This is a genomic window from Butyrivibrio sp. MC2013 (assembly GCF_000424585.1).
Taxonomy (GTDB): domain Bacteria; phylum Bacillota; class Clostridia; order Lachnospirales; family Lachnospiraceae; genus Butyrivibrio.
The window spans coordinates 1-26,591 of record NZ_AUKE01000021.1; the positions used below are offsets into that span (position 1 = coordinate 1).

The following is a 26,591-nucleotide window of genomic DNA, read 5'->3' on the forward strand; positions in this document are numbered from 1 at the left end:
ACTTTTCAGATAGCGCTTTATTAGTTGAACTACACGTTCATCCTTCACATTCTTTCTGAGGAGATTGATAAGGATTTCATGATTCAAGGTGTCGAAATACTTTGATAAATCCAAGACTACTGCAAAAGTGTAACCTTGTTCTGCGTATTCTTTTACCTTCTGTATAGCGTCCTTTGCGCTTCTGTTAGGACGATAGCCGTAGCTTCCGTCCACAAACAACGGTTCATAGATTGGCACTAACTGTTGAGTTATTGCCTGTTGGAGTGTTCGGTCTATCACGGTAGGTATGCCAAGCTTACGCACACCACCATCTGGTTTTGGAATCTCAACTCGCCTGACTGGCGATGGAGTATACTTACCGCGGTATATGCGGTCAATTAACTCCTGCTGATGTTCCTTAAGGTACGGAAGTGCCTCTTTGATGGTCATACCATCAATACCTGGCGCTCCCTTGTTTGCCTTAACTCTTTTATACGCTCTGTTAAAGTTGTCCTTATACAGTATCGCTTCCAAGAGCTTCGGCTGTGCACTGTCTCTTTCTTTCCATATCCGATTGAATGACCTAGGCGCTTTCGCATACCCTTCGTGTTCCGCACTATCTCTTTGCAAACAGCCATTATTATCCATGTTTTCTGCCATTAACGGTCATTCCTCCTTTCTCGGTCATACTTAAGACTCCTACTGATTCGGTCCTTCGGTTAGCATGTCCATGTTTCCATGTCCATATCCCTACTATGACCTCTGCTGACTTCTGCGTGTTCAGCACCGCCTCGTTTCCTTGTACGGTGGTTACTCCTTTCAGAGCGTTTCACACAGACCTCCCTAGGTACCACACGTTTCTTCCTCTCCATCCATCTGTCTCATTTATCATGCATGATTCCGTGTAGTTATTGGGCTTTGACTTGAATTGCAGCCTTACCCTCATGCATGACCTCATATGAGATTTCTGTTCGTCAGACCAGAGATTTGCCCGTGGGTTAGTGTGTTTCCCACATCCAGCTTCCTTCAGATTCCACCTCGCGGCGGACACCCTTGCCTTCGGCTATATCCTTCCCACTACCAGGCGGATTCGGGACTTTAACCCGTTAGAAACGTGCGCCGCTAGGCGCACAATAAAAAGGCACTTCGAGCATCTACTCGAAGCGCCTTTGCTTCACGAAAAGAATAATACTTCCATCGCGAAGCGGTGTCAAGAACTATTTTATTCAACATCCTGAAGAGCTTCAAAGTCTTCTTCACCGGTACGGATCTTGATAACCTTGCTAACAGGATATACGAAGATCTTGCCATCGCCTATCTTGCCGGTGTAGAGAGCTTTCTTGGCAGCTTCTACAACGCTTTCTACAGGGATCTTGGATACTACTACTTCCAGCTTGATCTTGGGAAGGAGGGTCATATCCATCTCTACGCCTCTGTACATCTTGCCAGCACCCTTCTGGATACCGCAGCCTGTAACCTGAGTAACTGTGATACCTGTTACGCCCAGTTCATTGAGAGCTCTCTTGATCTTGTCATAACGGGAAAGCTTGGTGATGATGACTACCTTGTTCATGCCGGTCTCAAGGCTGGTGCCTGCAGCATGATCAGCAAAGTTAACAACAGGTACGGAAGCCTTCTTTGCAGCGTCACTTGCTGCATCATATTCACTGATTCCTACGCTGGTGTTCTCGTTTTCGCTAAGGTATGCACCTGTCATATCAACGATGGAGAAGCCTTCATAAGCAGATGCAAGGCCATGCTCCATGGAATCCAGACCTTCGATCTCTTCTTCCTCAGATACACGAAGTCCAACAGTCTTCTTGATAACAGTAAATGTAAGAGTGATAGTAACAACAGTCCAAAGGATGGTCACGCCCATACCGCCAAGCTGCTTGATAAGCTGACTTGCTCCACCGCCGTAGAAGAGACCCTTAGTGATTCCTGCAAGCTCAAATCCGGGAGCTGTATCAGTAGCAAAGAGACCTACTGCAATGGTACCCCAGATACCGTTGAGCATATGTACAGCAACAGCACCTACCGGATCATCAACATGAGATACATGATCATTGAACCATACGCCCAGTACTACCAGGAGACCTGCTACAGCGCCGATTATAGCTGCGCCTGCGCAGTCAGTAACATCACAAGGAGCTGTGATAGCTACAAGGCCTGCAAGAGATGCATTGAGACACATGGATACATCAGGCTTGCCATATTTGATCCATGTAAAGCACATACATACAACAGTTGCTACAGCAGGTGCTACAGTGGTAGTAAGGAATACAGATCCCAGTGTAGGTATATCAGTTGCAGCGGCTCCGTTAAAGCCGTACCAACCAAGCCAAAGAATGAATACACCAAGTGCTGCGATTACCAGGTTGTGTCCGGGGAAAGCATTGACTTTTGTAACTTTACCATCTTTGTCCCTTTCAAACTTGCCAATACGGGGTCCAAGCATCCATGCACCGATAAGAGCACAGATACCGCCTACCATATGAATGCAGTTAGAACCTGCATAATCGTGGAAGCCCCACTGTGCCAGGAAGCCGCCGCCCCATGTCCAATGTGCTTCAATAGGATAAATGATTGCTGAAATGATCGCCGAGTACAAACAGTAACTTGAGAATTTGGTACGCTCTGCCATGGAACCTGACACTATGGTAGCTGTGGTTGCGCAGAATACAAGGTTAAATACAAATGCGGAATAATCAAAACCGCTATAGCTGGAAAATACATCAAAGGATAAAGCTCCTGCAAAACCATGCAGAACATTTTCTCCCAGCATAAGTGATGCACCGCAGATAAACCACATCACAGTACCTATACAAAAGTCCATAAGGTTCTTCATGATGATATTACCTGCATTCTTTGCCCTGGTGAAGCCTGCCTCACACATTGCAAAACCTGCCTGCATCCAGAATACCAACGCCGCGCCTGCCAAAAACCAGACGCCAAATACCTGACTAGTGATCACTTCCATAATCTGATCTGTCATATTTTTTTCCTCCCTTAATGAAATAATAAAAGCAGCCATCCCTGCAAATGTATGGTTTCCACAACGCTGCGGGATGACTGCTATTTTCTATTTTCTATTTTTGCCAAGAATTAATATACTGAGAAGAGAAGCTTGCCATAGCTGGGGAAAGGCCAGCATTCTTCGCTGGAGAGCATCTCTGCTTCGTCTACGTGCTTTCTGAGGTGCTCCATCTTTGGAAGCACATCATCTCTGATTGCCTTGGATGTCTCTAGCACGTCATCGTATTTCTTGAGATTCTCCAGTGCCTCTTCCAGATCTCTGACTCTGAGCAGGATGTAATCTGTCAGCTCTGACAGACGCTCCATGGTAGCGATCTCATAATTGCACTTTACATTAGGGCTTACTGACTTCATAAGAGATGTGGTCTCTGCCAGTCTGTGGAGATAGTGCTCAATTGCAGGCAGATAGTTCTTTCTGACCATATCTACCATGGTGAGACCTTCGATATTTACTGTCTTGCAGTAGTTCTCCAGCATGATCTCACATCTGGAATTAAGCTCTGTCTCTGTGAATACCTTGTGCTCAGTGAGCATGTCCACATTCTTCTGATCCAGAAGACGAGGCATAGCATCTGCTGTAGTCTTGAGGTTTAAAAGGCCTCTGACCTCAGTGGCTTCCTTAACCCATTCATCACTGTAGCCGTTACCGTTGAAGAGGATCCTCTCATGAGCCTTGATTGTCTCCTTGATCAGTTCATGGAGCTCTGTTTCAAAATCCTCTGCCTTTTCAAGTCTGTCAGCAAACTGCTTAAGACTCTCTGCAACTGCAGCATTGAGCATGATATTGCAGCATGCGATGGAGTTGGATGAACCCAGTGAACGGAATTCAAACTTGTTACCGGTAAAAGCAAAAGGTGATGTACGGTTCCTATCTGTAGTATCTCTGGAAAATCTGGGAAGTGCATGTACACCCAGCTTCATGGTTACCTTCTCCCGGCCTACATAAGGAGTATCATTCTTGATAGCATCCAGGATAGCTGAAAGCTCATCACCAAGGAATATAGAAATGATAGCCGGAGGTGCCTCATTTGCTCCCAGTCTGTGGTCATTGCCTGCTGTAGCAACAGAGAGTCTCAGGAGATCCTGATAATCATCTACAGCCTGGATAACAGCACAGAGGAATGTGAGGAACTGCGCATTTTCATAAGGTGTCTCGCCGGGAGATAAGAGGTTCACGCCTGTATCTGTAGCCATTGACCAGTTATTGTGCTTACCGGATCCGTTTACTCCTGCAAAAGGCTTCTCGTGAAGCAAACATACCATACCATGACGTCTTGCTACCTTCTGCATGATCTCCATAGTCAGCTGGTTATTATCTGTAGCCACGTTTGTAGTGGAGAAGATAGGTGCCAGCTCGTGCTGAGCAGGTGCTACCTCATTGTGCTCAGTCTTAGCCAGGATACCCAGCTTCCAGAGCTCATTATTGAGGTCTTCCATAAACTCGCTTACTCTTGGCTTGATCACGCCAAAGTAGTGATCATCCAGCTCCTGTCCCTTGGGGGGCATAGCACCAAAGAGTGTACGACCTGTATATACAAGGTCAGGTCTCTTCTCGAACATTTCCTTATCTACCAGGAAGTATTCCTGTTCAGGTCCTACGCTTGTACGTACATATTTTACTTCTGTACCAAAGAGCTTTAATATACGCTTAGCCTGACGGTTAAGTGCCTGCATGGATCTAAGAAGAGGAGTCTTCTTATCCAGGGCATCACCTGAATAGGAACAAAAGGCTGTAGGGATACACAGTGTATGATCCTTGATAAAGGCATAGGATGTGGGATCCCAGGCTGTATAGCCTCTTGCTTCAAAGGTAGCTCTCAGTCCACCTGAAGGGAAGGATGAAGCATCAGGCTCGCCCTTGATCAGTTCCTTGCCGGAGAATTCCATGATCACGCCGCCGTCGGGTGAAGGACTGATAAAGCTGTCATGCTTTTCTGCTGTCACGCCTGTAAGAGGCTGGAACCAATGAGTAAAATGTGTTGCGCCTTTTTCTATTGCCCAGTCGCGCATTTCTGCTGCAACTGCTTCTGCTACAGCTTCATTTAATTTTACATTTTCATCAATGGTTTTTCTAAGTGAATTATAAACATCAGATGATAATCTGGCCCTCATCACCCTGTCGTCAAATACCATTGAACCAAAAATCTCAGGTACATTTGTTTTTTCCATACTCTTCCTCCTTATGCCTCATGAAAAATATTATTTTTTTGATAAAAATAGAATTTTATGGGAAAGAGATAGGCGCCCCGGAGTGTCTGCTTACTCCGAGACGCCTTTGTCTCATTCTGGCTCTGTTATATTTTTTTTACATTTATATACGTTTTATCTAATTTATCCCTGCACCATTGCTCAGATAAATATTTAAATGAGGTAGGTGTCAAAAGTTCATATTCGATTTCGAGCAAGCTCGAATCGAAATGACTTTTGACCCTTACGTCATCAGATACCACTATCACCGTAATTAGAAAGGACTCTTGCGGAAGGATCATTTACATTACACCCTTCCCAGTTCTTATTGGGCATCCAGAAATCTGCTACCATTTCTGACTGACCGGGATAGTATTTTTCGAAAATATCACGGTACAATAATGATTCCTTGGTAAAGGGCCTTGCATGTTCATATTTACTAATGCCCTCTTCAAACTCTTCATCTGTATAGCTGCGTTCTGCAAGAGCAGCCAGATCATCCTTGAGTGAATGACCTACAGCATCTGAAAATGCTGCCTTTTCTCTCCAAAGGATACTCTCAGGTATAAGCTCATCTGCTTCAAAGGCTTTCCTTAGAAGGTATTTGCCCTTGCCGTAGGTGTTCATCTTCATGGCAGGATCTATGGACATGCAATAGCTTACAAAATCCAGATCTCCAAAGGGTACTCTTGCTTCTAATGAGTGTGCGCTGATACAGCGGTCTGCTCTGAGCACATCATACATATGTATCTCGCGAATGCGCTTCTCGGATTCCTTTTGGAATTCCTCGGCATTTGGAGCAAAATCAGTATATTTATATCCGAAGATCTCATCTGAGATCTCGCCGGTGAGGATAACTCTGGAATCAGACTGCTCATGGATCGCCTTACACAGAAGGTACATACCCATAGAAGCTCTGACTGTTGTGATATCATATGTACCAAGAGCCTTGATAACTTCTTCTAATGCATATACAACATCCTTTTCACTGATAATGACTTCATGATGATCGGAATGAATGTAGTCAGCAACCTCTCTGGCATATTTCAGATCTATGGCATCTATGTCCATACCGATGGCCCAGGTCTGAAGAGGCTTATCTATCATGGATGCTGCAATGCCGCACACAAGTGATGAATCAAGTCCGCCTGATAATAGAAATGCAACAGGTGAATCGGAATCCAGACGCTTGGCCACTCCTTCTACGAGGAGATCATGGATGTGGTCTGTAACACTGTCCATATCATCCTTTACAAACTCATCAACCCTGGACATATCCCTGTAGCATACAAATTCGCCATCCTTGAAATAATGTCCCGGAGGAAAAGGATATATCTTATCAGTAAGAGCTACTATATTCTTTGGCTCAGAAGCAAATACATAGGAGCCTTCCTCTGTCCTTCCATAATACAAAGGCCTGATACCTATGGGATCTCTGGCTGCGATATAGCTGTCAGTCTCGACATCGTAGATCACGCAAGCGTACTCGGCATCCAGCTTTGCAAACATCTCTGTACCATATTCATGGTAGAGCGCCGGCAGGATCTCACAATCAGAACTGCTGATAAAGCTATAACCTTTATCCTCAAGCTCTTCTCTGATCTTTCTAAAGCCGTAGATCTCGCCGTTACATACGCATAAGATCTTGCTCCCTTCAGGAAGCGTCCTTTCTGTGACAGGAAGCATGGTCAGCTCTTTGGGCCCTGTCTTTCCAAGCTCTATAGCTCTCTCCTTTTCTTCTGCAGTCAGCTCCTGCCTGATGGTCTTCTTGTCTGCATAAGCAAAAGGCTGCATTCCCGCACAGGTAAGTCCCATTATTGAAAGTCTGTTAAAACCCAGGTAACCATTGCCCGTATTTATGATCCTGGCCGCATCCGGTCCTCTGGAATGAGTCCTTGAAAGGGCATCTTTAAACTTGTCAAAACTTACATCTTTACCTGTGACTGCAATAATGGAACACATACTGCTTCCTCCTAAAAACGCGCAAAGGCGCCTTGGAGCTTTTTCTCTCCAAGACGCCTTCGTCTTTATAGTTTGTAATCATATTCCTCTTTTTGAGTCTTGTCAATCGTTTTTTTATTTTTTGTCACAAACTACTGAATAGTCAGGATATCAGAGAAGCCGGTAACTTCAAATATCTCCATGATCTCGGGGGTTACGCCTGTTACCAGCATGTCGCCTTGCTTGTTCATAGTCTTCTGTGCGGAAAGGAGTACTCTAAGGCCTGCACTGGAAATGTACTCAAGGGCAGACAGATCGAATACAAGATGGCTTGTAGCATCCAGCTCGCCCTTCAGTTCCTCTTCCAGCTGGGGAGATGTAGTGGTATCCAGTCTCCCGTGTAATGACACCTTAAGATCTCCACCATTCTGCTCTTTGCTGATGTTCAACATTTTACTCTTCCTCCTTCACATCTACTATTTATGATCAGCCTATCTTCTTGATAATACTGGTCTTGTTCATATTATTGACGTATTCGTATCTCACATCATCCATGCTCTTCTTGACCATAAATATACCAAGGCCGCCTATCTGCCTCTCTTCTGCAGGCAGAGAGACATCCGGATCCTCCCTGGAAAGAGGGTCATAGGGTATACCGCTGTCTATGAAGCTGATGATCACAGCGCCCTCTTCTTCATCATAGTCAAAGGTGATCGTGGCCTTACCCGAACCTTCAGGATAAGCATAGTTTGCAATATTGACAAAAAGCTCCTCCACAGCGATATCTATCTGGGTCCTGGCTTTCATACTGCAGTCATAATGATCCAGATTCTCATCGATGTAATCAATTACTTTTGGGAGATTATCTACTACAGCGTCTATCTCTATTCTGTTCACGTCATCCCTCCACACCAGAACGATCATAATATAGTTCGTGCGAGTATATACGATCTATTTATCATCCGGAGACCAATTAGCCTGCAGGTCCTCAACCACTATATTCTCATCTACCTTGACGACGATCTGATAGTCATCCTCGTATACGATCTCACCGGGAAAATTGGTATAGACCACATAGTATGCGTGATTGTACCTTTCCAGCAGCCAGAGAAGAGGATTGATCATCTTCATCATCATATCGGAATTTTCCATCTTGAAATAGCAGATGACTTTTTCCTGCCTCTTGCACTGAGGAGGCCAAGGCAGCTCCTGAGCAAACCAGTCATCAATCTCTTTAAAGAGACCCACGTCCTCTTCATCCATGACACCGTCTGTCACCATCTGATTAAGCATGCTAAAGATTCCTTTGCCGGTCCTGGTATTGGCGGCAAGTTCTTTGCCCTGGATCCTGCAATATTTGAATTTCATATCAGCGCCTTCCTGCTATCCTCTTAGCTGCGGGGAAAATAGCTCCCTCCGGGCAGACCAGCATGCACAGATGACAGCCTACGCATTTGCTGCCATCAAGCCTGGGCACCCTGTCCTCAAACCTGATGGCCTGATGGCCACCGTCCATACAGGATATAACACAGCGGCCGCAGCCACTGCATTTGTCATGATCAAAGCCGGGAAAAAGGATACTGTCTCTCTCAAGTACATCGGTGCTATCACTCACCGAGTCGAGACCGGCTCCAATAATATCCCTGACTGACCTGATGCCCATCTGTGCCAGATAGTAATTAAGGCCATCCTTAAGATCATCAATAATACGATAACCATACTGCATTACAGCCGTGGTGATCTGTATAGAGCCTGCGCCCATGAGGATAAATTCAAGAGCATCCCTCCAGGTCTCAATGCCGCCCATTCCGCTGATATGAAGGCCTTTAAGAGCCTCATTTTGTCCAAGCTCAGCTATAAATCTAAGGGCAATGGGCTTAACAGCATTGCCACTGTAGCCCCCTATAGCAGATCTGCCCTTGACAGCAGGAGCTGACACAAAGGTCAGGGGGTTGACTCCTATTATACTCTTAATAGTATTGATGGCAGCCAGGCCATCTGCACCTCCTCTGAGAGCAGCTTCAGCTGCAGGGCTCATATTGGCCACATTGGGAGTAAGCTTGGCCAGTACAGGAAGGGTAGTGCCTCTCTTGGCCGCCGCAGTATAACGCTCAACAAGCTCAGGTATCTGGCCAATATCAGAGCCCAGACCATCCTCCTGCATATTGGGGCATGAGAAATTCAATTCTATGCCATCAGCCCCGTTCTCCTCGCAGAGCCTTGCCAGTTCCTCCCATTCAGCCTCATCCTGTCCCATGATGGATGCCAGGATAAACTTGCCGGGATACCTGTCCTTGAGCCTGCGGAATATCTCCATATTCTCGGCCACGCTGTGGTCTGAGAGCTGTTCTATATTCTTAAAGCCCACTATACTGCCGCTATCACCTGTGATAGCAGAGAATCTGGGTGATGCTTCATGGATATCAAAAGAGCATATAGTCTTAAAGCAGGCTCCTGCCCAGCCGGCCTCAAAGGCTCTTGCACACATATCATAGGTGGAGGCTACTACAGATGATGAAAGAAGAAATGGGTTCTCAAGTCTGCGACCACAGATATCACAGGCAAGCCTGTCCTCATCCTCCGGAATATCTATCTCGCTGCGTGGGCGCACCTCAGACTGCAGCCTGATCATGACATCTTTTACAGGGACTTTGCCTGTATGGATACAAGCCTTCTCACAAGGTGCATCACAATTTAAACAGGGATTATCTGCCGGAAGGCGAAGAGCAGCAATATCCTGGTTATCAAACCAGACGCTGCGAAGGATCCTTGCAGGGTCCATGACAGGACAGGCACTGCTGCAGGGAGCATCATGGCAAAGAGAACATGATAAGATATCAGAACGTTTCAGCACACGGTTAATCAGCATAGCAATCCTCCGTTGTGGAAAACTCACATTAATATAGTAACACGCAGACTATATATTGTGCAAAAATAATCGCTATACTGAACATTTCAATGTGTGCATGAAAAATTCTTTCTCATTTGCATCATTCCAAATATATAAAATAATCAAGATAACCCACCACCTTTAGGTGGTGGGAATATCTTGATTACGGGTGCGGGGTTATAAGCCCCGTACCCGTAGAACTGCGTCAGCAGTGATTTTATAACGAGCAAAAAGCGAAGCGTTTGCGAGTTTAACCTACAATATAGAAAGCAAAAGCAACGTTGACCAATATAGTCAAAGGTATATGACAGGTATGTCATATGATATTTATTCCGTTTTTATGCGCACTAGCCAAATGTCTATGACGCATATGTCACTTTTAGTTTGTCCACTCGGAACCAGGCTGGTCAATGTAAAATGTTATTTCTCCAGGTATACTCCGATAAACTCATCCACATCAGCAAAGCTTCTGACAGGAAGATCTATGCTGTCATAGACTTTTCTGTAGTCTTTAAGTGCATTATCAAAAACGCTGACGTTGTGATACAGGTCCCCGGGATCAAAGGCTGACATGATATCATACGAAGGGATATCAACTTCAGAAGCTATATCATCCAGCATGAACTGCAAACTGGCCAGATTCATAAATGAAGAGTATACATCTCCTCTCTCTGCCGCACCGGGCATCTTGTTTCTCCAATTGGAGAAGCTCTCTTCATAGCTGCCGCTGATATTGGAAGCAGAGGGCAGCTCTTTATCGCAGGTCGAAGAAGCCTCTCCTGCGCAGCATTCCTTAACGCTTAGGGCATCATCAGACCCATCTATGCCTATAAAGGAATAAAGGCTCCGGGTAAGCCCATCCAGGCTCTCTATAATAGTTGCAGAAGAAGCTGCTGATGCGATATTATGAACAAGCTCTATATATCCCTCAGGAAGCTTTATGGCTTCCAGCTCTTCAAATACTCTCTTGCTGCCGCGGCGAAAATAGCTGCCATTCCAGATCATCACTGCATCCATACTGCTATAGATGATCTCTGCAGCAGTCATGCGAAGTCTGCCAATTCCGGTCCCAGGTGTATAGGAATATTTCATGATGCCCTCGGCTATATCCCTGGCAATCTCATATCTCTCATCAGAAGATAGTATAGCCGCAGCCTTGCTCCTAAGGCTTTCCAGTCTCTCTAAAACGCTATCATCCCTGCAATATACTATCTCTGAATCCATGAGCTTGCTGATATTGGCCTGTCTGCAGAGAGCATCCTCCTCCAGCATATGCCAGCCGGTACAGTAAATATCATAGCCCACCGCTTCATCCTCTAATATGAAGCAGTCTGCCAGGCAATAGCCCTTATCATCATTTATCACGATCATCAGATCAAGGTCTGAGTGTTCATGGACATCCCCCGTCAGAGCAGAGCCATACACTCCTATAATATCCAGTACCCCTGGGCAGTCCTTCCCTGCCTTACTGATAACCGCATCTATCATCTTTTTGTGTGAATCTCTTAGGATCATGATCTCCCCCCTATTTGGACTGATACTCCCTGTCGCAATAATCTATAAAGCTGTTAATAGCGCCGTTTATATGCTTATCCTTATGGATAGCCAGATTAATGGTCCTGTTGCCATCCATACCTTCGATAGTTATCTCAGATAGCCTTCCTTCCCTGATATCATCAGCCACCACAAGAGATGAGAGGAGGGCTATGCCCTGACCTGCAAGAGCAGCCTGTTTCATGGTATGGACGTTGGTGCAGGACCATTTGATATTGTAAGCTATACCTTTATCATCCAGCATACGAAGGAGTACGTTGCGGGAACTGGACTCAGGCTCTCTGGTGATCAGGTCCTGTCCCTCCAGCTCTCCAGGCGCTATCCTCCTGCCTGCAAAGGGATGATCCGGGCTGGCCACAGCCATCATCCTGTCACGGCAGAAGGGACGAAGGAGCAAATCCTGACTGAGAATGCTGCTCTCTACAAGCCCCAGATCAAGCCTGCCATTTAATAGCTCCGATTCTATATATTCTGTATTATTTACAGTGATCCGGGCCCTGATCCCGGGGTGCTGTTTTTCAAAATCCGCGATCAGCGGCAGGAGTATCTCTTCGCCCACAGAAACTGATGCTCCGATATGTATCAGGGCGCCATCATCCCTCTCCTTCATAGCTCTGTCCAGGCTGTCAAACTGAGCCAAAAGGGGTCTGCAGTATTCCAGCAGTCTCTCCCCATCCGGGGTCAGTATCAGCTTCTTCTTGTATCTCTCAAAAAGCCTGACACCATAATGCTCCTCAAGTTCTCTGACAGCCTGGCTCACACTGGGCTGGGAAATATATAGCATCTCTGCGGCCTTGTGCATGGTCTTGCCATCCACCACAGCTGCGAATATCTGAAAATGTCTAAGTGTCATGATTCTCCTAACTAAGTTCAATTATAAAGCATGCAACTGCTTCATCAGTCATCGGCTGTAGTTAATCCCACTCTTATATACTGCTCTTTTGGAGCTTCATTAGCCTTCATAAGCTCTATCATCAGCCCTGTCATCTTCTGCTCAAGCTCCTCATCCTCAAGAGGATGCAGCTCCTCAGGGTCAGTTGTGAGGTCATAGAGCCTGCTGCCCTGTCTGTATGCCCTGTCATCAGTCCCGGGCGTCAGCTTCATCAAAGGAAATCCCTCTGTAAAAGAGAAGTCTCTGCAAAGCTCGGCCCCTTTAAATTCATCCGGAGAATATGAAGATGACATATGCATGGGCATAAGAGTGTAATCTCTAAGGGGCTGGTTGTCTTCATTTACAGGAGCTCTCATATATACGTGCTCTCCATCTGTCACATTGATATGGCCTCCAAAGATGCCAAAGAGGGCGCCATCTCTTACAGGCACATCCTCTCTGATGACAGGTGTCAGAGAGCGCCCGTCCATATGACGGGGACCTTCTATGCCAAAATAGTCCGCAATGGTGGCAGGGATATCCACAGTCTGAGCCAGGCTATGCCTCCTAACGCCCGGATGAGGTGACCTGGGATCGTGGATAAAGAAGGGGGTATGGATGAGTTCATCATACTGAGGGCAGATATTCTTGCCCATCCACTCCTTCTCTCCCAGCATATAGCCATGATCTGTATTGACTATGAGCATCGTATCCTTCCACATATCCTCTGCATCCATGAGATCCAGGAGCTGTCCCAGGTAATGATCGCACATACTCATAAGGGCAGCATATTCCATCCTGGCATGCTCCGTCTCCTCAGGAGTGCAGTGATTTACCCCATAATCCGGCCAGTCAAAATGGTCACCGTGATAATCGTGGGGATAGAGATCCTTGTAATGCTGCTGGGTAAAAAATGGCTCATGGGGATCAAAGGACTCTATCTGAAGGAACCAGTTATCATCATGGTAATTGCGCCTGATAAAATCAAGTCCGCAGGAAAAGGTCCTGACCTGAGGCATATCCTCTTCCTTTGTAAGAAACTGTCTGTTGATCCAGTCATGTATCCACAAGGGACCACTCTTGTCATAGGCACACTTTGGTATATCAGGCTTCCTGACCTGGCCCTTCCAGCCATCACCCTCCTGGCCCCTGATCATATCACAGCTGTCATAGCAGCCCAGATATCCGCTGCCGCCTACCTCCCAGTAGTGATAATGATCAGTGGAGATATGGGTATAGATACCAGCCCTTGAAAGCCTTGATATAAGGGAATCATCATAGGGCTGCAGGGGCGACCAGCCTGTATGCAGGAAATTGTAACGGCCGGTGTGAAGCTCTCTCCTGGCAGGCATACAGGGCATACTGCCTCCATAAAAGTTATCAAAGATGGTAGTCCTCTCTCCCAGCCTCTGAAAATTAGGGAGAATAGTAAAATCGCAGCCATAGTTAGGAAGAAATCTGCGATTAAGGGAATCAAAGAGCAGCATTATAGCTTTCATGACGGACCTCCTATAGCATGTTAAATTATTTCAGCAGAGCAAATGCGGTATTTATTCCACCATCCTGCAAAGCCCCACAATTATCATATTGATAGGTTATATCAATCATTTAGATAATGTTAATATAGTTTTCAAATCGATTATGCTTTACTAAAATAGAATTGTCAACATTCAAAAATTTCTGCTAAATCAAAATGCTTTTTACTATTTTGCTTGCATGCGATCATCGCAGATTATTCACAAAGGACACCTTATGAATAATAAAGATATTGATAACAAGAATAGGATTAAGATACTACCGTCCCTTTTTGCCACGGTTTTTGCACTAAGCGCATCTACCTTTGGCGGCGGCTTTGTGATCGTAAGCCTCCTCAAAAAGAAGGCAGTGGAAAAATATCACTGGCTGGAGGAAGATGAGATGCTGGATATCACCGCTCTGGCCCAGTCTGCACCGGGATCCATCCAGGTAAATACATCACTCCTACTGGGCTACAGGCTGGCAGGTATCCCGGGAGCAGTCACGGCAATAGTCGCTGCCATCCTGCCTCCCCTCATATTATTGTCAGTGATCGCATGCTTTTACGACCTCTTCCATAACAATCCTGCCATCAGCATGATGCTCACAGTGATGAGAGCAGGCGTAGCCGCAGTGATATTTGATGTGGTGATAGGACTGACAGGCAGGCTGATCAGATCAAGGAGTCCCCTCCACATATCCCTGATGCTGATATCCCTGGCCCTTTTATTAGTAGTCAGGGTCAAGGCTGTCTATATCATCATACTCTGCCTGATAGCAGGCACTATATATGCAGTGGTAAAGGAGCGCCGGAAATGAACGAACTCATATCTCTATTCCTTAGCTTTTTAAAGGTGGGACTCTTTAGCGTAGGAGGCGGCTATGCAGCCATACCTCTTATCAGTGATCAGGTAGTGGACACCTATCAGCTCATGAGCGCATCGGAATTTGCAGACCTGGTCACCATAGCAGAGATGACACCGGGACCTATCATAATAAATGCAGCAACCTTTGTAGGAATGAGGGTAGGAGGCATAGCAGGCGCACTGATCTGTACCCTGGCTTCCATAAGCCTGCCTGTCATCATCACCATGACTCTGGGCATTATATATTACAGGTACAGGCAGCTGGATGCAGTGCGCAATGTCATGTCCTGTATGCGCCCGGGAGTAGTAGCTCTGATCATTGCAGCAGGGATATCAATTGCATCATCAGCCTTTATGCCCCAGGAAACTGTAAGCCTCTCTACCATGTCAATCACTATTATAGAGATGATTCTCTTTGCAATAAGTCTGATAATCCTAAGAAAATATAAAATAAATCCCATTGCCATAATATGGGGCAACGGGATTCTGGGCATTGCTATTTACCTATTTACTCTTGTTTAAAACCTGTTCACTTCCCGGGCAGGGTGACGTCCGGCGCCTGGAGGCGCTGGTACTGCTTGGGTGAGACTCCGGAATATTTGGAGAAGGTCCTGGAGAAATTAGAATAATTGCGAAATCCTACCATAAAGCACACATCACAGGGAGGTACCTGATCCCTGAGATAACGCTGTGCCAGGGATATCTTTTTGTTGATTATAAACTCCTGGAGGGATATGCCTGCAAACTGTTTAAAGCAACGGCTGACGTAGCTGCTGTTGTGATGCAGATGATCAGCCAGCATCTGTATACTAAACTCCTCCTGGAGATGTCTGTCTATATAACGAATGGTCTCGGATACCAGTTCGGGCATGATACTCATTTCCTTGCGAGATGCAGCATGGCCCTCACTGGACTGCCTGTTGGCCAGGACCAGGATCTGCCTGGCATAGGTCTCCGCCATAATGTCAGAGCCGTATTCATCAGAGGACAGGGCATCTATCAGCCCAAAAGAATATTGCCGGAAGCTCTCAACTGCATCTTCCGACAATTGTATCACGTTGAATCTTCCATTTCTTACAAAGCAATCTGTCAGATCTGTCTTGTCCGTACTAAGACTGTTCATCAAGGGCTCGCTGATGTTGACCACTATCCTGTCATATTCATTTACATCGATCATCTCACACATATGAAAATCATAGGGATTGATGCATATAAGCTGCCCCGGTGTAAGGCGGCGGCCATACTCACCTATGTAAAAATTGACCTCACCCCCTAAAAGGAGCAGCATCTCATATCCATTGTGATTGTGCATGATCGCCGGTTCCGTGGAATCGGGACTTGCAGAATAAACAGGTTCTTCTATGGTCTTATACTCGCACAGAAGATCCTCTTTGATCAGCGCAAACGTCTTGCCCGGTAAAAAATCCATAACTTTCCCTCCTGCCTGCTGCCTTGTACGCTTCAAGTAGCAGCCTGACAGTATTTTCAATATCATAAATCTCTATGGGGTAAGGGCGATCCTCCTCAATGCAGCGGTAAAAATCGCCGATAGCAGCCAGATGTCCTGCGCCCCAATAACTCTTGCCCAGTCTGTCACCTACCATAAAATTGCTGGATATAGAGCTGCCATCAGGTCTGTAGATAGTCAGCAGTGTATCCTCAAGTCTGATCCTGATCTTCTCGCACTCCAGCTCTATAATGGGCGGCATATCCTTTACATAGGAGGTAGTAGCAAAAAAGCAGGCCCTGCTATGGGGATAGCTGATATATGCTGCAACGGTATCCTCCACCTCTATATCCTCAGACAGATGCTGCCTGTCAGTCACAGCCCTGATAGATATAGGCTCTTCGTCTGAGAGAAACTGTATGAGATCCAGCGTGTGGATAGCCTGATTGATCAGCACACCTCCGCCCTCTGTAGATAGCTGTCCTCTCCAGAGAGAGTCTTCATAATAACCATCCTCTCTCCTCCAGGTCACAAATGCCCTGGTCCCAAGGAGCTGTCCATAGATACCGCTTTGCAGCATTTTCTTGGCATAGAGTACATTCTCATTATATCTGTTCTGAAAGCAAAAGCCCAGCCTGGCATTATCTGCCCTCTTATCATATGCCTCCTTAAGCCTTGTCCACTGCTCCATGGATATCACAGGGGGCTTTTCCATAAATACATGGATCCCCCGAGCTAAAGCCAGCTCAGCCATTGGTACATGAAGGTAATGAGGAGTGCAGATATGCAGGACATCTATTTCTTCACGATCAAGCATCTCTTCCAGGTCATCATAAGCTCTTGCCCCGTATTCATCTGCTATTTTCACGGCCCGGGCCATATCTATATCAGCCACCGCCACCAGCTGATGGGCATCAAGCCTTGCTAACGCCTGTCCATGCACAGAAGCAATAGATCCACATCCTACAATTGCACTCCTCATGTCATTCCTCCAAGTTTGAATTATTATCTTTTATTTATGAATTAGTAAAATGTTCTCTTCTCTCAGCCTCAACCGTCTCAACACCGGCATCCTTAAGAGCTTCTTTATAAGCTTCAAAGTTAGCCTCAAACTCGTCCTCAGGGCAGGTGATCAGCTGAACGATCCACTCTTCCTTGACCAGGTTGATATCTGCAGAAAGCTCTGCCTGTGAAGGTGAGGTATAGAGTGAGTCATCAATATCATTGATATAATCGCCTGTAAGAGCATTCTTGTAATCAGCAACTACATGATCCTCGTAGCCGGGATACTTGAAGGAAACGCTCTTACTAAAGGTCTCATCATCTACAAAGTAACCTGAATTACCCGTGAGGAACAGGTCGCCTGCGATCCAGTCTTTGTCTGTTGTGTTGTAAGCAGCATCCTTAACAATAGGGCAGCCATCTTCCATGGTGTAATGTTCATCTTCAAAACCATGATAGATAGTAAATCCGCCTTCTTCTGTGCAGAGCCAGTCAAGGTATGTCATGCAGGCTTCTACAGTCTCAGCATCTGCGCTCTTGGGGCAAAAAGCAATAAGTCCGCCGGGTGAATAGATGGTGCTGTACTGCTTGCCATCCCAGATATTCTTAAGAGGTGCTATGGATACAAGATCTGCATCAGGATCATTTTCCTGAAGTGTCTGGAGGCGGCTGCCTCTGGAGAGGTCTACAGATGCGATAACGTGATCTTCAAATGTAGCATATCTGCCGTTTACGATAAAGCTGGTGAAGTCTTCTCCTGAACGGGCATAATATTCCATGTCCATAAGACCGTTGTTGTAGAGCTTGTTCTTGAACTTATAAAGCTCCTTCATACCTTCATCATAATAGTCTCTGGTAAGCTTGCAGGCGATAAGTGATTCAGTAGGATCTGTAGCAAGCTTTGAGAATGCACCCAGGAAATATCCGTCATCCCATGAGCTAAAGCCCAGGACGTCATTCCTGCCATCGGGATTGTCTTTTACCATTTTCTCTACAAAATCATAGAGCTCATCAGGAGTGGTAGGCTCTTTAAGTCCCAGCTCGTCCATCCAGTCTTTTCTCACATAGAAATTACTCCTGGCTGTGGTAGCACGCCTTGCAATAATGCCGCAGAGCTCGTCTCCTCCTGTGAGCCTGCCGTAGTCTATAACTTCCTGGCCCAGATACTTCTTCATATTCAGAGCCTGATCGTCACCGTCTATAAACTCTGACAGATCCCATACACCGCCCTGTTCAAAATATTCCTGTGCTATGGAATAGGTATAGGTCAGTACTATATCAGGAGCTGTGCCGCCAGCCATAGCGCTTCTAAGCCAAGTCACCTCATCGCCTCTGGGAACAGGCACAAACTCAACATTGATGCCTACTTCCTTCATCTTGTCCTGTATATACTCTGTCCATCTGTTCTCTGTGATAGTAGATCCTGCAGGAGAATTCTCTCTATCCCAAAGCTCTACCTGGATAGTCACATCATCAAAGTGCTTGGAGCCAAATGTGGTCTGATAGCCGCTGGAGCTCTCAGTAGCCTTGTCATCAGCCGATGCTGCAGGTGTTGCAGAATCAGCGATACTGGCATCAGAAGTGTCCTTCTTTGCAGTACCTACTGATGCACCGCTGGCGCTCCCGCAAGCTGCCAGCGTACCGGCAAGCAATGTTGCTGCCATAAATGTGGAGATCAGTCTTCTTTTTTTCATACTTTTTTCCTTCCTTTCCTTAAGAGAATATAATGTCTCATTATTTCCATTTGTTAACCCTTTACAGAACCCAGCATCACACCCTTGACAAAATACTTTTGAAGCCAGGGATATACCACCAGGATAGGCAGGGTTGATACCGCAACTGTTGCCATCTTCAGCGACTGAGGCATGACAACGGTGCCGCCTACATCATCTGCTGCACTTCCCAGCTCATTACCAAAGAGAAGGGATCTGAGTCTGAGCTGCAGGGTAAATTTGGCATCATCCTGTATATAGATAAGTGCGTCGAAGTATGAATTCCAATAGCCTACGGCATAGAAGAGGCCTATAGTAGCTATGACTGCTATGGACAGGGGCAATACGATCCTGACCAGTACTGTCATATAAGAAGCTCCGTCTATCCTGGCTGCGTCTGTAAGGCTGTCAGGCAGCTCCCTAAAGAAGGTCCTCATGACGATGAAGTTAAAGACGCTTATGGACTGAGGGATAAAGAGAGCTCCCAAAGTGTTGTATAGACCCACTCCCTTGACCACCAGGAAGGTAGGGATCATACCGCCGCCAAAATACATGGTAAAAAGGATAAGACCTGTCATGACCTTTCTGCCGGGAAGATCCCTGATAGAAAGAGCATAGGCCGCAAGTATGGTGAGCAGAAGACTTAGAGCCGTACCCATAAGTGTGATCTCTATGGTAGTCCACATGGCTGTCCAGATTGTCTTTCTGCCCAGGATCATCTTGTAGGCTTCTATAGTAAAATCTATGGGATAAAAGGTGACCTTGCCTGAAAGTACCGGATTGTAACCGCTAAGGGAGCAGGCCAGTACATTTAGAAAAGGATAAAGGCAGGCAAATGCCAGAATTGTGATCAGGATATATATGATAAACATTCCTGCTGAAAACTTAAGTGTCTTTGCTTTCATATCGCTCCCCCTGTTAAATGATTCCGTCTTCGCCAATGGCCTTGGCAAATCTGTCTGCTGCCAGCAGTATGACAATGTTGACCACTGACTGGAAGAGACCTATTGCTGTAGACTGGCTGTACTGAGCCTTTTCGATACCAATCCTGTAGGTATAGGTACTGATAACCTCAGATACACCCATGACCTTGGCATTACCAAGAAGCAGCGGTGCATCCAGTCCAATGGACATCATCTTGGATATATTCAGGATCAGCATGGTGACTATGATCGACTTGATACTGGGAAGAGTGATATATATGAGGCGCTGGAACTTGCTGGCGCCGTCCAGATAAGAAGCCTCATAGAGCGTCTCATCCACTCCCGTCAGCGCCGCCAGATATATGATGGTGCCCCAGCCTATCTCCTTCCATACATTGCTGACTACGTAGGTAAATATCCACCAGCCGTTAGAGCTAAGGAAGGGCACAGGCCCTACTCCCAATCTCTGAAGGACTGCATTGATGCTGCCCTCCTGCATTGCAAACATATTGGTAGCGATACCTGCCACAACAACCCATGAAATAAAATGAGGCAGATAGAGAATGGACTGGGTCAACTTCTTAAATTTCACTCCTGCTATCTCATTGAGCATAAGTGATACGATGATGGTAAGAGGAAAGCTCACTGCAAGAGCGCAGAGATTCAGCACAAAAGTATTTTTTATAGCTGACCAGAAATTCTTATTGGCAAAGATCTTGCGAAAGACCTTGACGCCGACCCAGGGGCTTGCGAATACCCCCTGGAAAATGTTGTAATCCTTAAAGGCAATGGTGATGCCGTACATAGGTATATACCTGAAGATGATAAAGTATGCCATAACAGGTATGAGCATCACGTAGATCCATTTATAGTTCCAGGCTTTTCTAAGTGTACCCCCCACTCTTTTGGTCCCCATAAATACCTCCATAACAAGCTATTAATATGTTCCAGATGTGTCAAAGGTAGCTTCCTGTATCTGAGTCTTGGCCACGGACAAAGCTCTGTGCTCGTCAAGCTTACTGAGAAACAATTCTTCATCAATAGGAAGGCTCACCATCTCTCCAAGCCAGGAAGACAGGTGCATGGCATTGGACAGCTCCAGGCCTCTGATACCTTCTGTGCCGTCTGCAACCAGCGCTTCCCCCCTAAGGATGCAGGCTGCAAAAGCCTTCATGACACCTATATGCTGAGGATTCTCCCCGTCAGTGACAAGCTCTGCGTACGCCCCCTCCGGCTTAGCAAAGCCCTCCGTAGCCGTATAGCAAAAATCCCTCTCATTGACACTAAGCTCGTAGAAGCTAAGCCTGTCATCTTCGCAGATGAGCCTGCCCCTTTCAAGCGTGATCTCCAGTCGATTGGTCCCGGGTGCATCTCCTGTACTGGTGACAAATACTCCTGTAGCTCCCCCTTCAAATTCCAGGTAGGCTGTCACATCATCCTCCACCTCTATGTCATGCCATTTGCCATTGTGGCAAAAGGCCCTGACCCTCACAGGCATACCGCATATCCACTGGAGAAGGTCCAGATTGTGAGGACACTGGTTAAGAAGTACGCCCCCGCCTTCTCCCGACCAGGTCGCTCTCCAGCCTCCGGAATTGTAATAGGCCTGGGTCCTGTACCAGTCTGTGATGATCCAGTTGACCCTCTTGATAGCCCCGTAATCACCACTGTCCACTATCTCTTTCATCTTGCGATAGAGGTGATTGGTACGCTGATTGAACATCATGGCAAATACCCTGTCCGTTGATGCAGCCACTTTGTTCATCTCTCTGACCTGCGCTGTATATACTCCTGCCGGCTTCTCGCACAGTACGTGGAGTCCATGCTCCAAAGCCCTGATCGTAAGCCTTGGGTGTTCGTAGTGAGGAGTGGCTATGAGCACTGCATCGCACTCACCGTCATCTATCAGTGCATCCCCATCTTCATAGATGATCACATCCTCCGGCAGATGCTCAGCTGCCCATTCTCTCCTTATCTCTCTGATATCCGCCACTGCCACGAGAGACAGCTCCGGCACCAGGCCTTCCATAAGGGACCTGGCATGGGCACTTCCCATATTGCCGATTCCAATGATGCCTATTTTGACCTTGTCCATATGAGCCCTTTCTACCTCGATCCTTATTTACTATTGCCTTTTATATTTTTTGTTCTGTATTTTCTATTAAGTTCATTTATTGATATTTTTAGTTTTTATCCGTTAGCTTTACTGACAATCACAGCTGCTCCAATAGATCTATGAGGGCTTTGTAAGCAAGGGTAAATGCTTCATCCCCCCTTAGCCTGCGTTTATCCTCTCTAGCAGCAGCGTTTTCCGGATCAGCAGCCGCCTCGCCTTTATCAAGGAGCTGTCTCACTCCTGCTTCCAGGCCTGCAAAGCCTGCAAAATCCGTAAGGTGAGGTTCCAGTGACAGATAGCCCTTATAGCCTGCTGCCTCAAGCCCGGTCAGTATCTCCCTGATATGTCCGTCGCCCATACCTGCGGGAGTAACGCTGCCATCCTTAAATAGAGCATCCTTGATATGAACATGCGCTATATAGGGTGAGAGCATATCATAAGCTTCCAGGGTATCCTGATGGCACTGAACGAAATTGGCAAAATCAAATACCGCCTTAAAATGCTCTCCATAGAAATGCTCCATGAGTTCCAGGCACCTTGCTGCATTATCACCGTAGATACCCTTCTCATTTTCATGAAGGAGGATCACATCACTCTGCTCTGCAAGCTCCTTCATCCTGCCTACACGCTCCAGCACTTCCTCTCTGTAAATCTCTGCATCCTGATCCTGGGGAATATAGAAACTAAATACTCTGATATATGGCGTCTCCACAAGATGTGCCAGCTCTGCTGCATATCTAAGGAGTTCCATATGTCCGCCGGTATCCTCGCGGATATCGATCTTGCCAATGGGAGATGCTAGAACGGATACTCCCATGTCATGTTCTCTAAGATAATCCCAAACTGCCCTTGCTTCCTGCAGGCTATGATCCACAAAGCCTTTGCCATTTGCTCCCCTAAGCTCTATCATGCTGATACCCAGCTTATGCAAAAGCTCAACCTGCAGGTCCAGGGCAGGAGCTATCTCATCTGCAAAACCTGTAATGACTGAATCTTCAAGCATACAACTCCCCCTTTTCCGGTAAAAGACCCTGCTGCAAGGCGCCCCTTCTCTAAGTGCCTGCCGGTCATTTACCTCTCCCTGAAATTATGATAGCCCAAAACATTTCGCAATAAATACACACTATCCACCTATTTCTTTGCGTTTTATGACGTTACCTTTTTCTCGCTGCAAGTTTTGTTAGGCGCTATAGTTGAAGCTTCTTTTACACGTTCGCGACACTCCAAATGGGTTTTTACTAAATTCTTCCGCAGCCTTATTATCAATGCGCCGCACTCGAAATAAACTCGCAGGGCGAGTAAAGAGAAATGTACAATAATTGTCATTGATTTTAGATATCCCCACCGCCCTGCTCAGACAAATTTCTCGTGGGCGCTGATAAGGCTGCGATCGAAGAATTAAATAAAAACTACCATTTGAAGTGAATGCTCACTTTGTAAAAGAAGCTTCAGCTATAGCGCATTTACAGTTTTGGCAGACCAAAAAAAACATACATTCTTGGATAAGACATCCAAGAATGTATGCAAATAGGCCATTTGAGAGCGGCTACGGCCGCTGGGCCTATTTGCCAGCAACATGTTCTCACGAAACACGCAGTAAATGCGTGTTTCTGAACGGTCATCTAATAATACATACATTCTTGGATAAAACATCCAAGAATGTATGCAAATAGGCCATTTGAGAGCGGCTACGGCCGCTGGGCCTATTTGCCAGAAACATGTTCTCACGAAACACGCAGTAAATGCGTGTTTCTGAAGGTACGTCTAATAACATATACTTTTATGCGCAGAAATCGGAGCCTTTACGACGCAGAAAAGCCGGTCACCATGAGGTGGCCGGCTTATAAGCAAGGTTATTGATTGGTTGTTTTTATCCTCTGTTATTCTTGAGCTCAAGATAGAGAGCTGCATTGGCATTCTCCATATAAGGTGTAGTCCATAATATACCCACGATATCAAGAGTGATGGCTGAAAGGATGATCCATCCGATAAAAGACAGGTCAAAAAGGAATGCCTTGCCCTTATTGCCGTTCATCATCTGGCGGGATCTGGTGATCACCTCGGTAGCGGACAGCTCAGGCTCATCCTTAAGAATATAAGGCACCATTCTGTAGGAATAGCTCTTTACAAGGCCGGGGATGACAAAGAGAAGTGACCAGAAGAAAATGAAGAGGTCTTTTAAGAACAGGGTAATGAATACACGGCCATAATCGCTAAAGCCCTCAAGGATAACATCAAGCTTCTGTCCCGGATTCTCCACATTCTTTTTGAAAAAAGAAGCACAGCCTACCTTAATAGGATTGTATATAAAAATCTTGAGTACCAGAGATATAGCATACGCAACTGTCATCGCCCCAACAACTGCAGCTGCTACGATCATAAGCTGATCCACTGTCATTTCAGAGAGCAGGGATTCTCCGGCAGACGCCGCGCTGCTCGCGGACCTTCCTCCGCCTGCTACTGCAGTACCCGCAAACAAAACTGCAAGGATACCTGCTATTACACTATTGAGGTAATTAGCCTTAAAAGCTGCCTTTCCTCTACTCTTAACCTCTTTAATAGTCCACATAAGCATTTCCTCCTTTATTTAAATGTCATTTAACTTATCGTTATTTTAACATATACTTATATGCATATAAAGAATGAAATTAAAAAAGACGATAGTGATAAGAGGTCTTCCTATTTGATCTATATTGCCGTAAGAAATGAATCTATAAGGCTGTTAATCTCATCAGGCCTGTCGGTGTTGGAATTGTGGCCTGCGCCTTCTATCCAGTGGATGGGGATGCCGCTCACCTTGTGCCAGGCCTTATTGTATCTGATGCAGGAGCCTGCATGATCTTCGCTGCCGCATATGAGCATGGCTGGACACTTTATCTCATAGGGGAGATTCTCTTCCACAGCTTCTGCCAGCATACGGTAACCGCTGCCGGCAAGGCGTGCATAGCGCTCCTGATCGCCGTCATAGGTCATCATAAATTCCAGCATCAGTTCCCGTCCGTACTCAGTGGTGGCTACGCCCTCTGTGCCCTGGCGAAGCAGCGTCTTCCAGGGATAGTGACGATAGACAGGCTCCATGCGCTTTAATAGCCATATCTCTATACCTGTCATATAGCGCCTTTGAAGAGGCGCAGAATCTATGGATACAAAGCCCCTGAGCTTATCAGGAAATATCTGGGCATACATCTGTCCCAGGTAGCCGCCCATGGACTGCCCTATGATCACAGGATGGTCAAAGCCTATCTCACGCAGGATCTCATCCAGCCATACAGCCTTATCCCTAAGGCTAAAGGACAGATCAAAGGGCCAGGAAACCGCATGTCCCGGAGCATCCCACACAAAAACAGGGAAACGCCCTTCAAAATGCCTGATCTGCAGGTCAAAAAGCCTGTGGTCCGCTGTCAGCCCGGGGAGAAAGACAAGCTGAATGGGAGCATCTGCCCCAAAGCATTCCGTGTTATACCAATAATGTATCGGACCATGATCTGTAGTATATATGCCCTCATTCATGATTATCTCCCCTTTATCAGACCTTCATATTCTCCCTGTTCAATATTCGCTTTTTTTAAAACAGGTCCTGTTTAAGATCAATCTCTGCCAGAATACAATCGGATCAAAACTCTTTTTCATAGTGATCATCCACTCTCACAAAGCCTGTTTCCCGAAGATATGCCTTGTGATAAGTGTCATCACCAATATAGATAAGCTTTGCTATGCCCTCTCCCCTGAGTCTGGAGAGGAGAAATCTGCCAATGGAAAAATCCCTGTATGGAAGGACGGAATAGTCTAACATTATCCGAAGTTCACCCCCTGAAAGCTTACCCAGCATGATCCCTACAGGCAAGCCATCATGACAGACCGCAAAGCCTGTGTCCGCCTCTGAGAAATCAAGAGATGTACCGGGAAAGCACTTAAGGATATCCGCGCGGTTGCGCTCTATCATATGCTGCACCAGGCCGTCGGAAGGGCTGACCCTTATAAAATCATAATTTTTCTGACTGGCGGCCGACTTCATAAGATAGTAGATATTGATAGCCACCAGGCACAGGTTCATCACCACCGTAGGATAGGCACCTATGATAAGACCGTATATCACGCATACCACACTGCCTATGGAATTGACAATGCGGAGCTTGTACACCGACACCATGAGAAAAGAGATGAGTACCAAGGCCGAGCCCAGATAGCCTATGAGCTGGATCACAAAATCATTGTTCATATATCCCTCCATGTATGGAACAGATCACGAAATTATATCCATAGTATTATTTATCAATTCAATAATAACATCTCCCGGGCAATGCTCATACTACTTTCTTATGGACGGTATACACATAACGCCTCCGCAAATGAAAAAACGCCTGCAGAAGGGAGCAATGATGCGTATTAGCGAAGGTCGGATAAGTTTAAGAGCCCCCGGCTATATGTCCTTTATTATGTTTATGGCGTGCTGTCTGACGGCGGAGTCTGCTTGCAGACTTTGCCGGAGTTCACGCCATATAATAAAGGATATAGAGCCGGGGGCCATAAACTTCCGACCAAAGCGTTAGCA

General features: G+C 46.2%; 23 protein-coding genes. 2 read left to right on the forward strand and 21 right to left on the reverse strand.

Annotated features, from left to right (window positions below):
- The 11 genes from G636_RS0111175 to G636_RS0111225 form a co-directional block, all read right to left on the reverse strand.
- Positions 1-639, reverse strand: a 639-nt coding sequence (locus tag G636_RS0111175) for a reverse transcriptase domain-containing protein (protein WP_035779591.1), incomplete at its 3' end; no start/stop codon positions are given.
- Between the two features lie 562 nt (positions 640-1,201).
- Positions 1,202-2,974: an ammonium transporter gene (locus G636_RS0111180; protein ID WP_026508129.1), complete on the reverse strand. Its 1,773-nt coding sequence runs from the start codon at positions 2,972-2,974 to the stop codon at positions 1,202-1,204.
- Positions 2,975-3,084: 110 nt separating this feature from the next.
- A complete protein-coding gene (locus G636_RS0111185; RefSeq protein ID WP_026508130.1) occupies positions 3,085-5,184 on the reverse strand; it encodes a glutamine synthetase III family protein in 2,100 nt (699 codons plus the stop codon).
- 270 nt (positions 5,185-5,454) lie between these two features.
- Positions 5,455-7,164 (reverse strand): asparagine synthase B, encoded by a 1,710-nt coding sequence (gene asnB / locus G636_RS0111190; RefSeq protein ID WP_026508131.1) that lies wholly within the window; start codon positions 7,162-7,164, stop codon positions 5,455-5,457.
- 131 nt (positions 7,165-7,295) lie between these two features.
- Entirely contained in the window at positions 7,296-7,595 is a 300-nt protein-coding gene (locus G636_RS0111195; RefSeq protein WP_051226931.1) for an STAS domain-containing protein, read from the reverse strand.
- A 34-nt stretch (positions 7,596-7,629) separates the two neighbouring features.
- A complete protein-coding gene (locus G636_RS0111200; RefSeq protein ID WP_026508133.1) occupies positions 7,630-8,040 on the reverse strand; it encodes an ATP-binding protein in 411 nt (136 codons plus the stop codon).
- Positions 8,041-8,094: 54 nt separating this feature from the next.
- Positions 8,095-8,511, reverse strand: a complete 417-nt coding sequence (locus G636_RS0111205; RefSeq protein ID WP_026508134.1) for a hypothetical protein — start codon at positions 8,509-8,511, stop codon at positions 8,095-8,097.
- A 1-nt stretch (position 8,512) separates the two neighbouring features.
- Positions 8,513-10,012: an NAD-dependent dihydropyrimidine dehydrogenase subunit PreA gene (preA, locus tag G636_RS0111210; protein WP_051226935.1), complete on the reverse strand. Its 1,500-nt coding sequence runs from the start codon at positions 10,010-10,012 to the stop codon at positions 8,513-8,515.
- Between the two features lie 441 nt (positions 10,013-10,453).
- A complete protein-coding gene (locus tag G636_RS0111215) occupies positions 10,454-11,548 on the reverse strand; it encodes a nucleotidyltransferase domain-containing protein (RefSeq protein ID WP_026508136.1) in 1,095 nt (364 codons plus the stop codon).
- Positions 11,549-11,558: 10 nt separating this feature from the next.
- A complete protein-coding gene (locus G636_RS0111220; protein WP_026508137.1) occupies positions 11,559-12,440 on the reverse strand; it encodes a LysR family transcriptional regulator in 882 nt (293 codons plus the stop codon).
- Between the two features lie 44 nt (positions 12,441-12,484).
- The gene (locus tag G636_RS0111225; RefSeq protein ID WP_026508138.1) at positions 12,485-13,957 is read right to left on the reverse strand and encodes a sulfatase; all 1,473 of its coding nucleotides are present in this window, start codon (positions 13,955-13,957) and stop codon (positions 12,485-12,487) included.
- 253 nt (positions 13,958-14,210) lie between these two features.
- On the opposite strand from G636_RS0111225, the gene G636_RS0111230 reads away from it, so the two are divergent.
- Both G636_RS0111230 and G636_RS0111235 read left to right on the forward strand, forming a co-directional pair.
- A complete protein-coding gene (locus G636_RS0111230; RefSeq protein ID WP_035779592.1) occupies positions 14,211-14,792 on the forward strand; it encodes a chromate transporter in 582 nt (193 codons plus the stop codon).
- Positions 14,789-15,361, forward strand: a complete 573-nt coding sequence (locus G636_RS0111235) for a chromate transporter (RefSeq protein WP_026508140.1) — start codon at positions 14,789-14,791, stop codon at positions 15,359-15,361. Before G636_RS0111230 ends, G636_RS0111235 begins: the two co-directional genes overlap by 4 nt.
- A 7-nt stretch (positions 15,362-15,368) precedes the next feature.
- Here G636_RS0111235 and G636_RS18300 read toward each other — a convergent pair whose 3' ends face one another.
- From G636_RS18300 to G636_RS0111285, 10 genes are all read right to left on the reverse strand, one after another.
- Positions 15,369-16,268 (reverse strand): helix-turn-helix domain-containing protein, encoded by a 900-nt coding sequence (locus G636_RS18300; protein WP_051226937.1) that lies wholly within the window; start codon positions 16,266-16,268, stop codon positions 15,369-15,371.
- Positions 16,207-17,268 carry a Gfo/Idh/MocA family protein gene (locus tag G636_RS18305; protein WP_081668393.1) on the reverse strand — a complete coding sequence of 354 codons (1,062 nt, stop codon included), beginning with the start codon at positions 17,266-17,268 and terminating at the stop codon, positions 16,207-16,209. Before G636_RS18305 ends, G636_RS18300 begins: the two co-directional genes overlap by 62 nt.
- Before the next feature lie 34 nt (positions 17,269-17,302).
- Positions 17,303-18,982, reverse strand: a complete 1,680-nt coding sequence (locus G636_RS0111250; protein ID WP_026508141.1) for an extracellular solute-binding protein — start codon at positions 18,980-18,982, stop codon at positions 17,303-17,305.
- 53 nt (positions 18,983-19,035) lie between these two features.
- The gene (locus tag G636_RS0111255) at positions 19,036-19,905 is read right to left on the reverse strand and encodes a carbohydrate ABC transporter permease (protein WP_026508142.1); all 870 of its coding nucleotides are present in this window, start codon (positions 19,903-19,905) and stop codon (positions 19,036-19,038) included.
- 13 nt (positions 19,906-19,918) lie between these two features.
- Positions 19,919-20,839 (reverse strand): ABC transporter permease, encoded by a 921-nt coding sequence (locus tag G636_RS0111260; protein ID WP_026508143.1) that lies wholly within the window; start codon positions 20,837-20,839, stop codon positions 19,919-19,921.
- 21 nt (positions 20,840-20,860) lie between these two features.
- The gene (locus tag G636_RS0111265) at positions 20,861-22,018 is read right to left on the reverse strand and encodes a Gfo/Idh/MocA family protein (protein WP_026508144.1); all 1,158 of its coding nucleotides are present in this window, start codon (positions 22,016-22,018) and stop codon (positions 20,861-20,863) included.
- Positions 22,019-22,136: 118 nt separating this feature from the next.
- Positions 22,137-23,042: a sugar phosphate isomerase/epimerase family protein gene (locus G636_RS0111270; RefSeq protein ID WP_026508145.1), complete on the reverse strand. Its 906-nt coding sequence runs from the start codon at positions 23,040-23,042 to the stop codon at positions 22,137-22,139.
- 867 nt (positions 23,043-23,909) lie between these two features.
- Positions 23,910-24,608 (reverse strand): DUF975 family protein, encoded by a 699-nt coding sequence (locus G636_RS0111275; protein ID WP_026508146.1) that lies wholly within the window; start codon positions 24,606-24,608, stop codon positions 23,910-23,912.
- Between the two features lie 119 nt (positions 24,609-24,727).
- The gene (locus G636_RS0111280) at positions 24,728-25,549 is read right to left on the reverse strand and encodes an alpha/beta fold hydrolase (RefSeq protein ID WP_026508147.1); all 822 of its coding nucleotides are present in this window, start codon (positions 25,547-25,549) and stop codon (positions 24,728-24,730) included.
- Positions 25,550-25,652: 103 nt separating this feature from the next.
- Positions 25,653-26,258, reverse strand: coding sequence for a hypothetical protein (locus G636_RS0111285; RefSeq protein WP_026508148.1), 606 nt, complete (start codon positions 26,256-26,258; stop codon positions 25,653-25,655).
- Between the last annotated feature and the right edge of the window lie 333 nt (positions 26,259-26,591).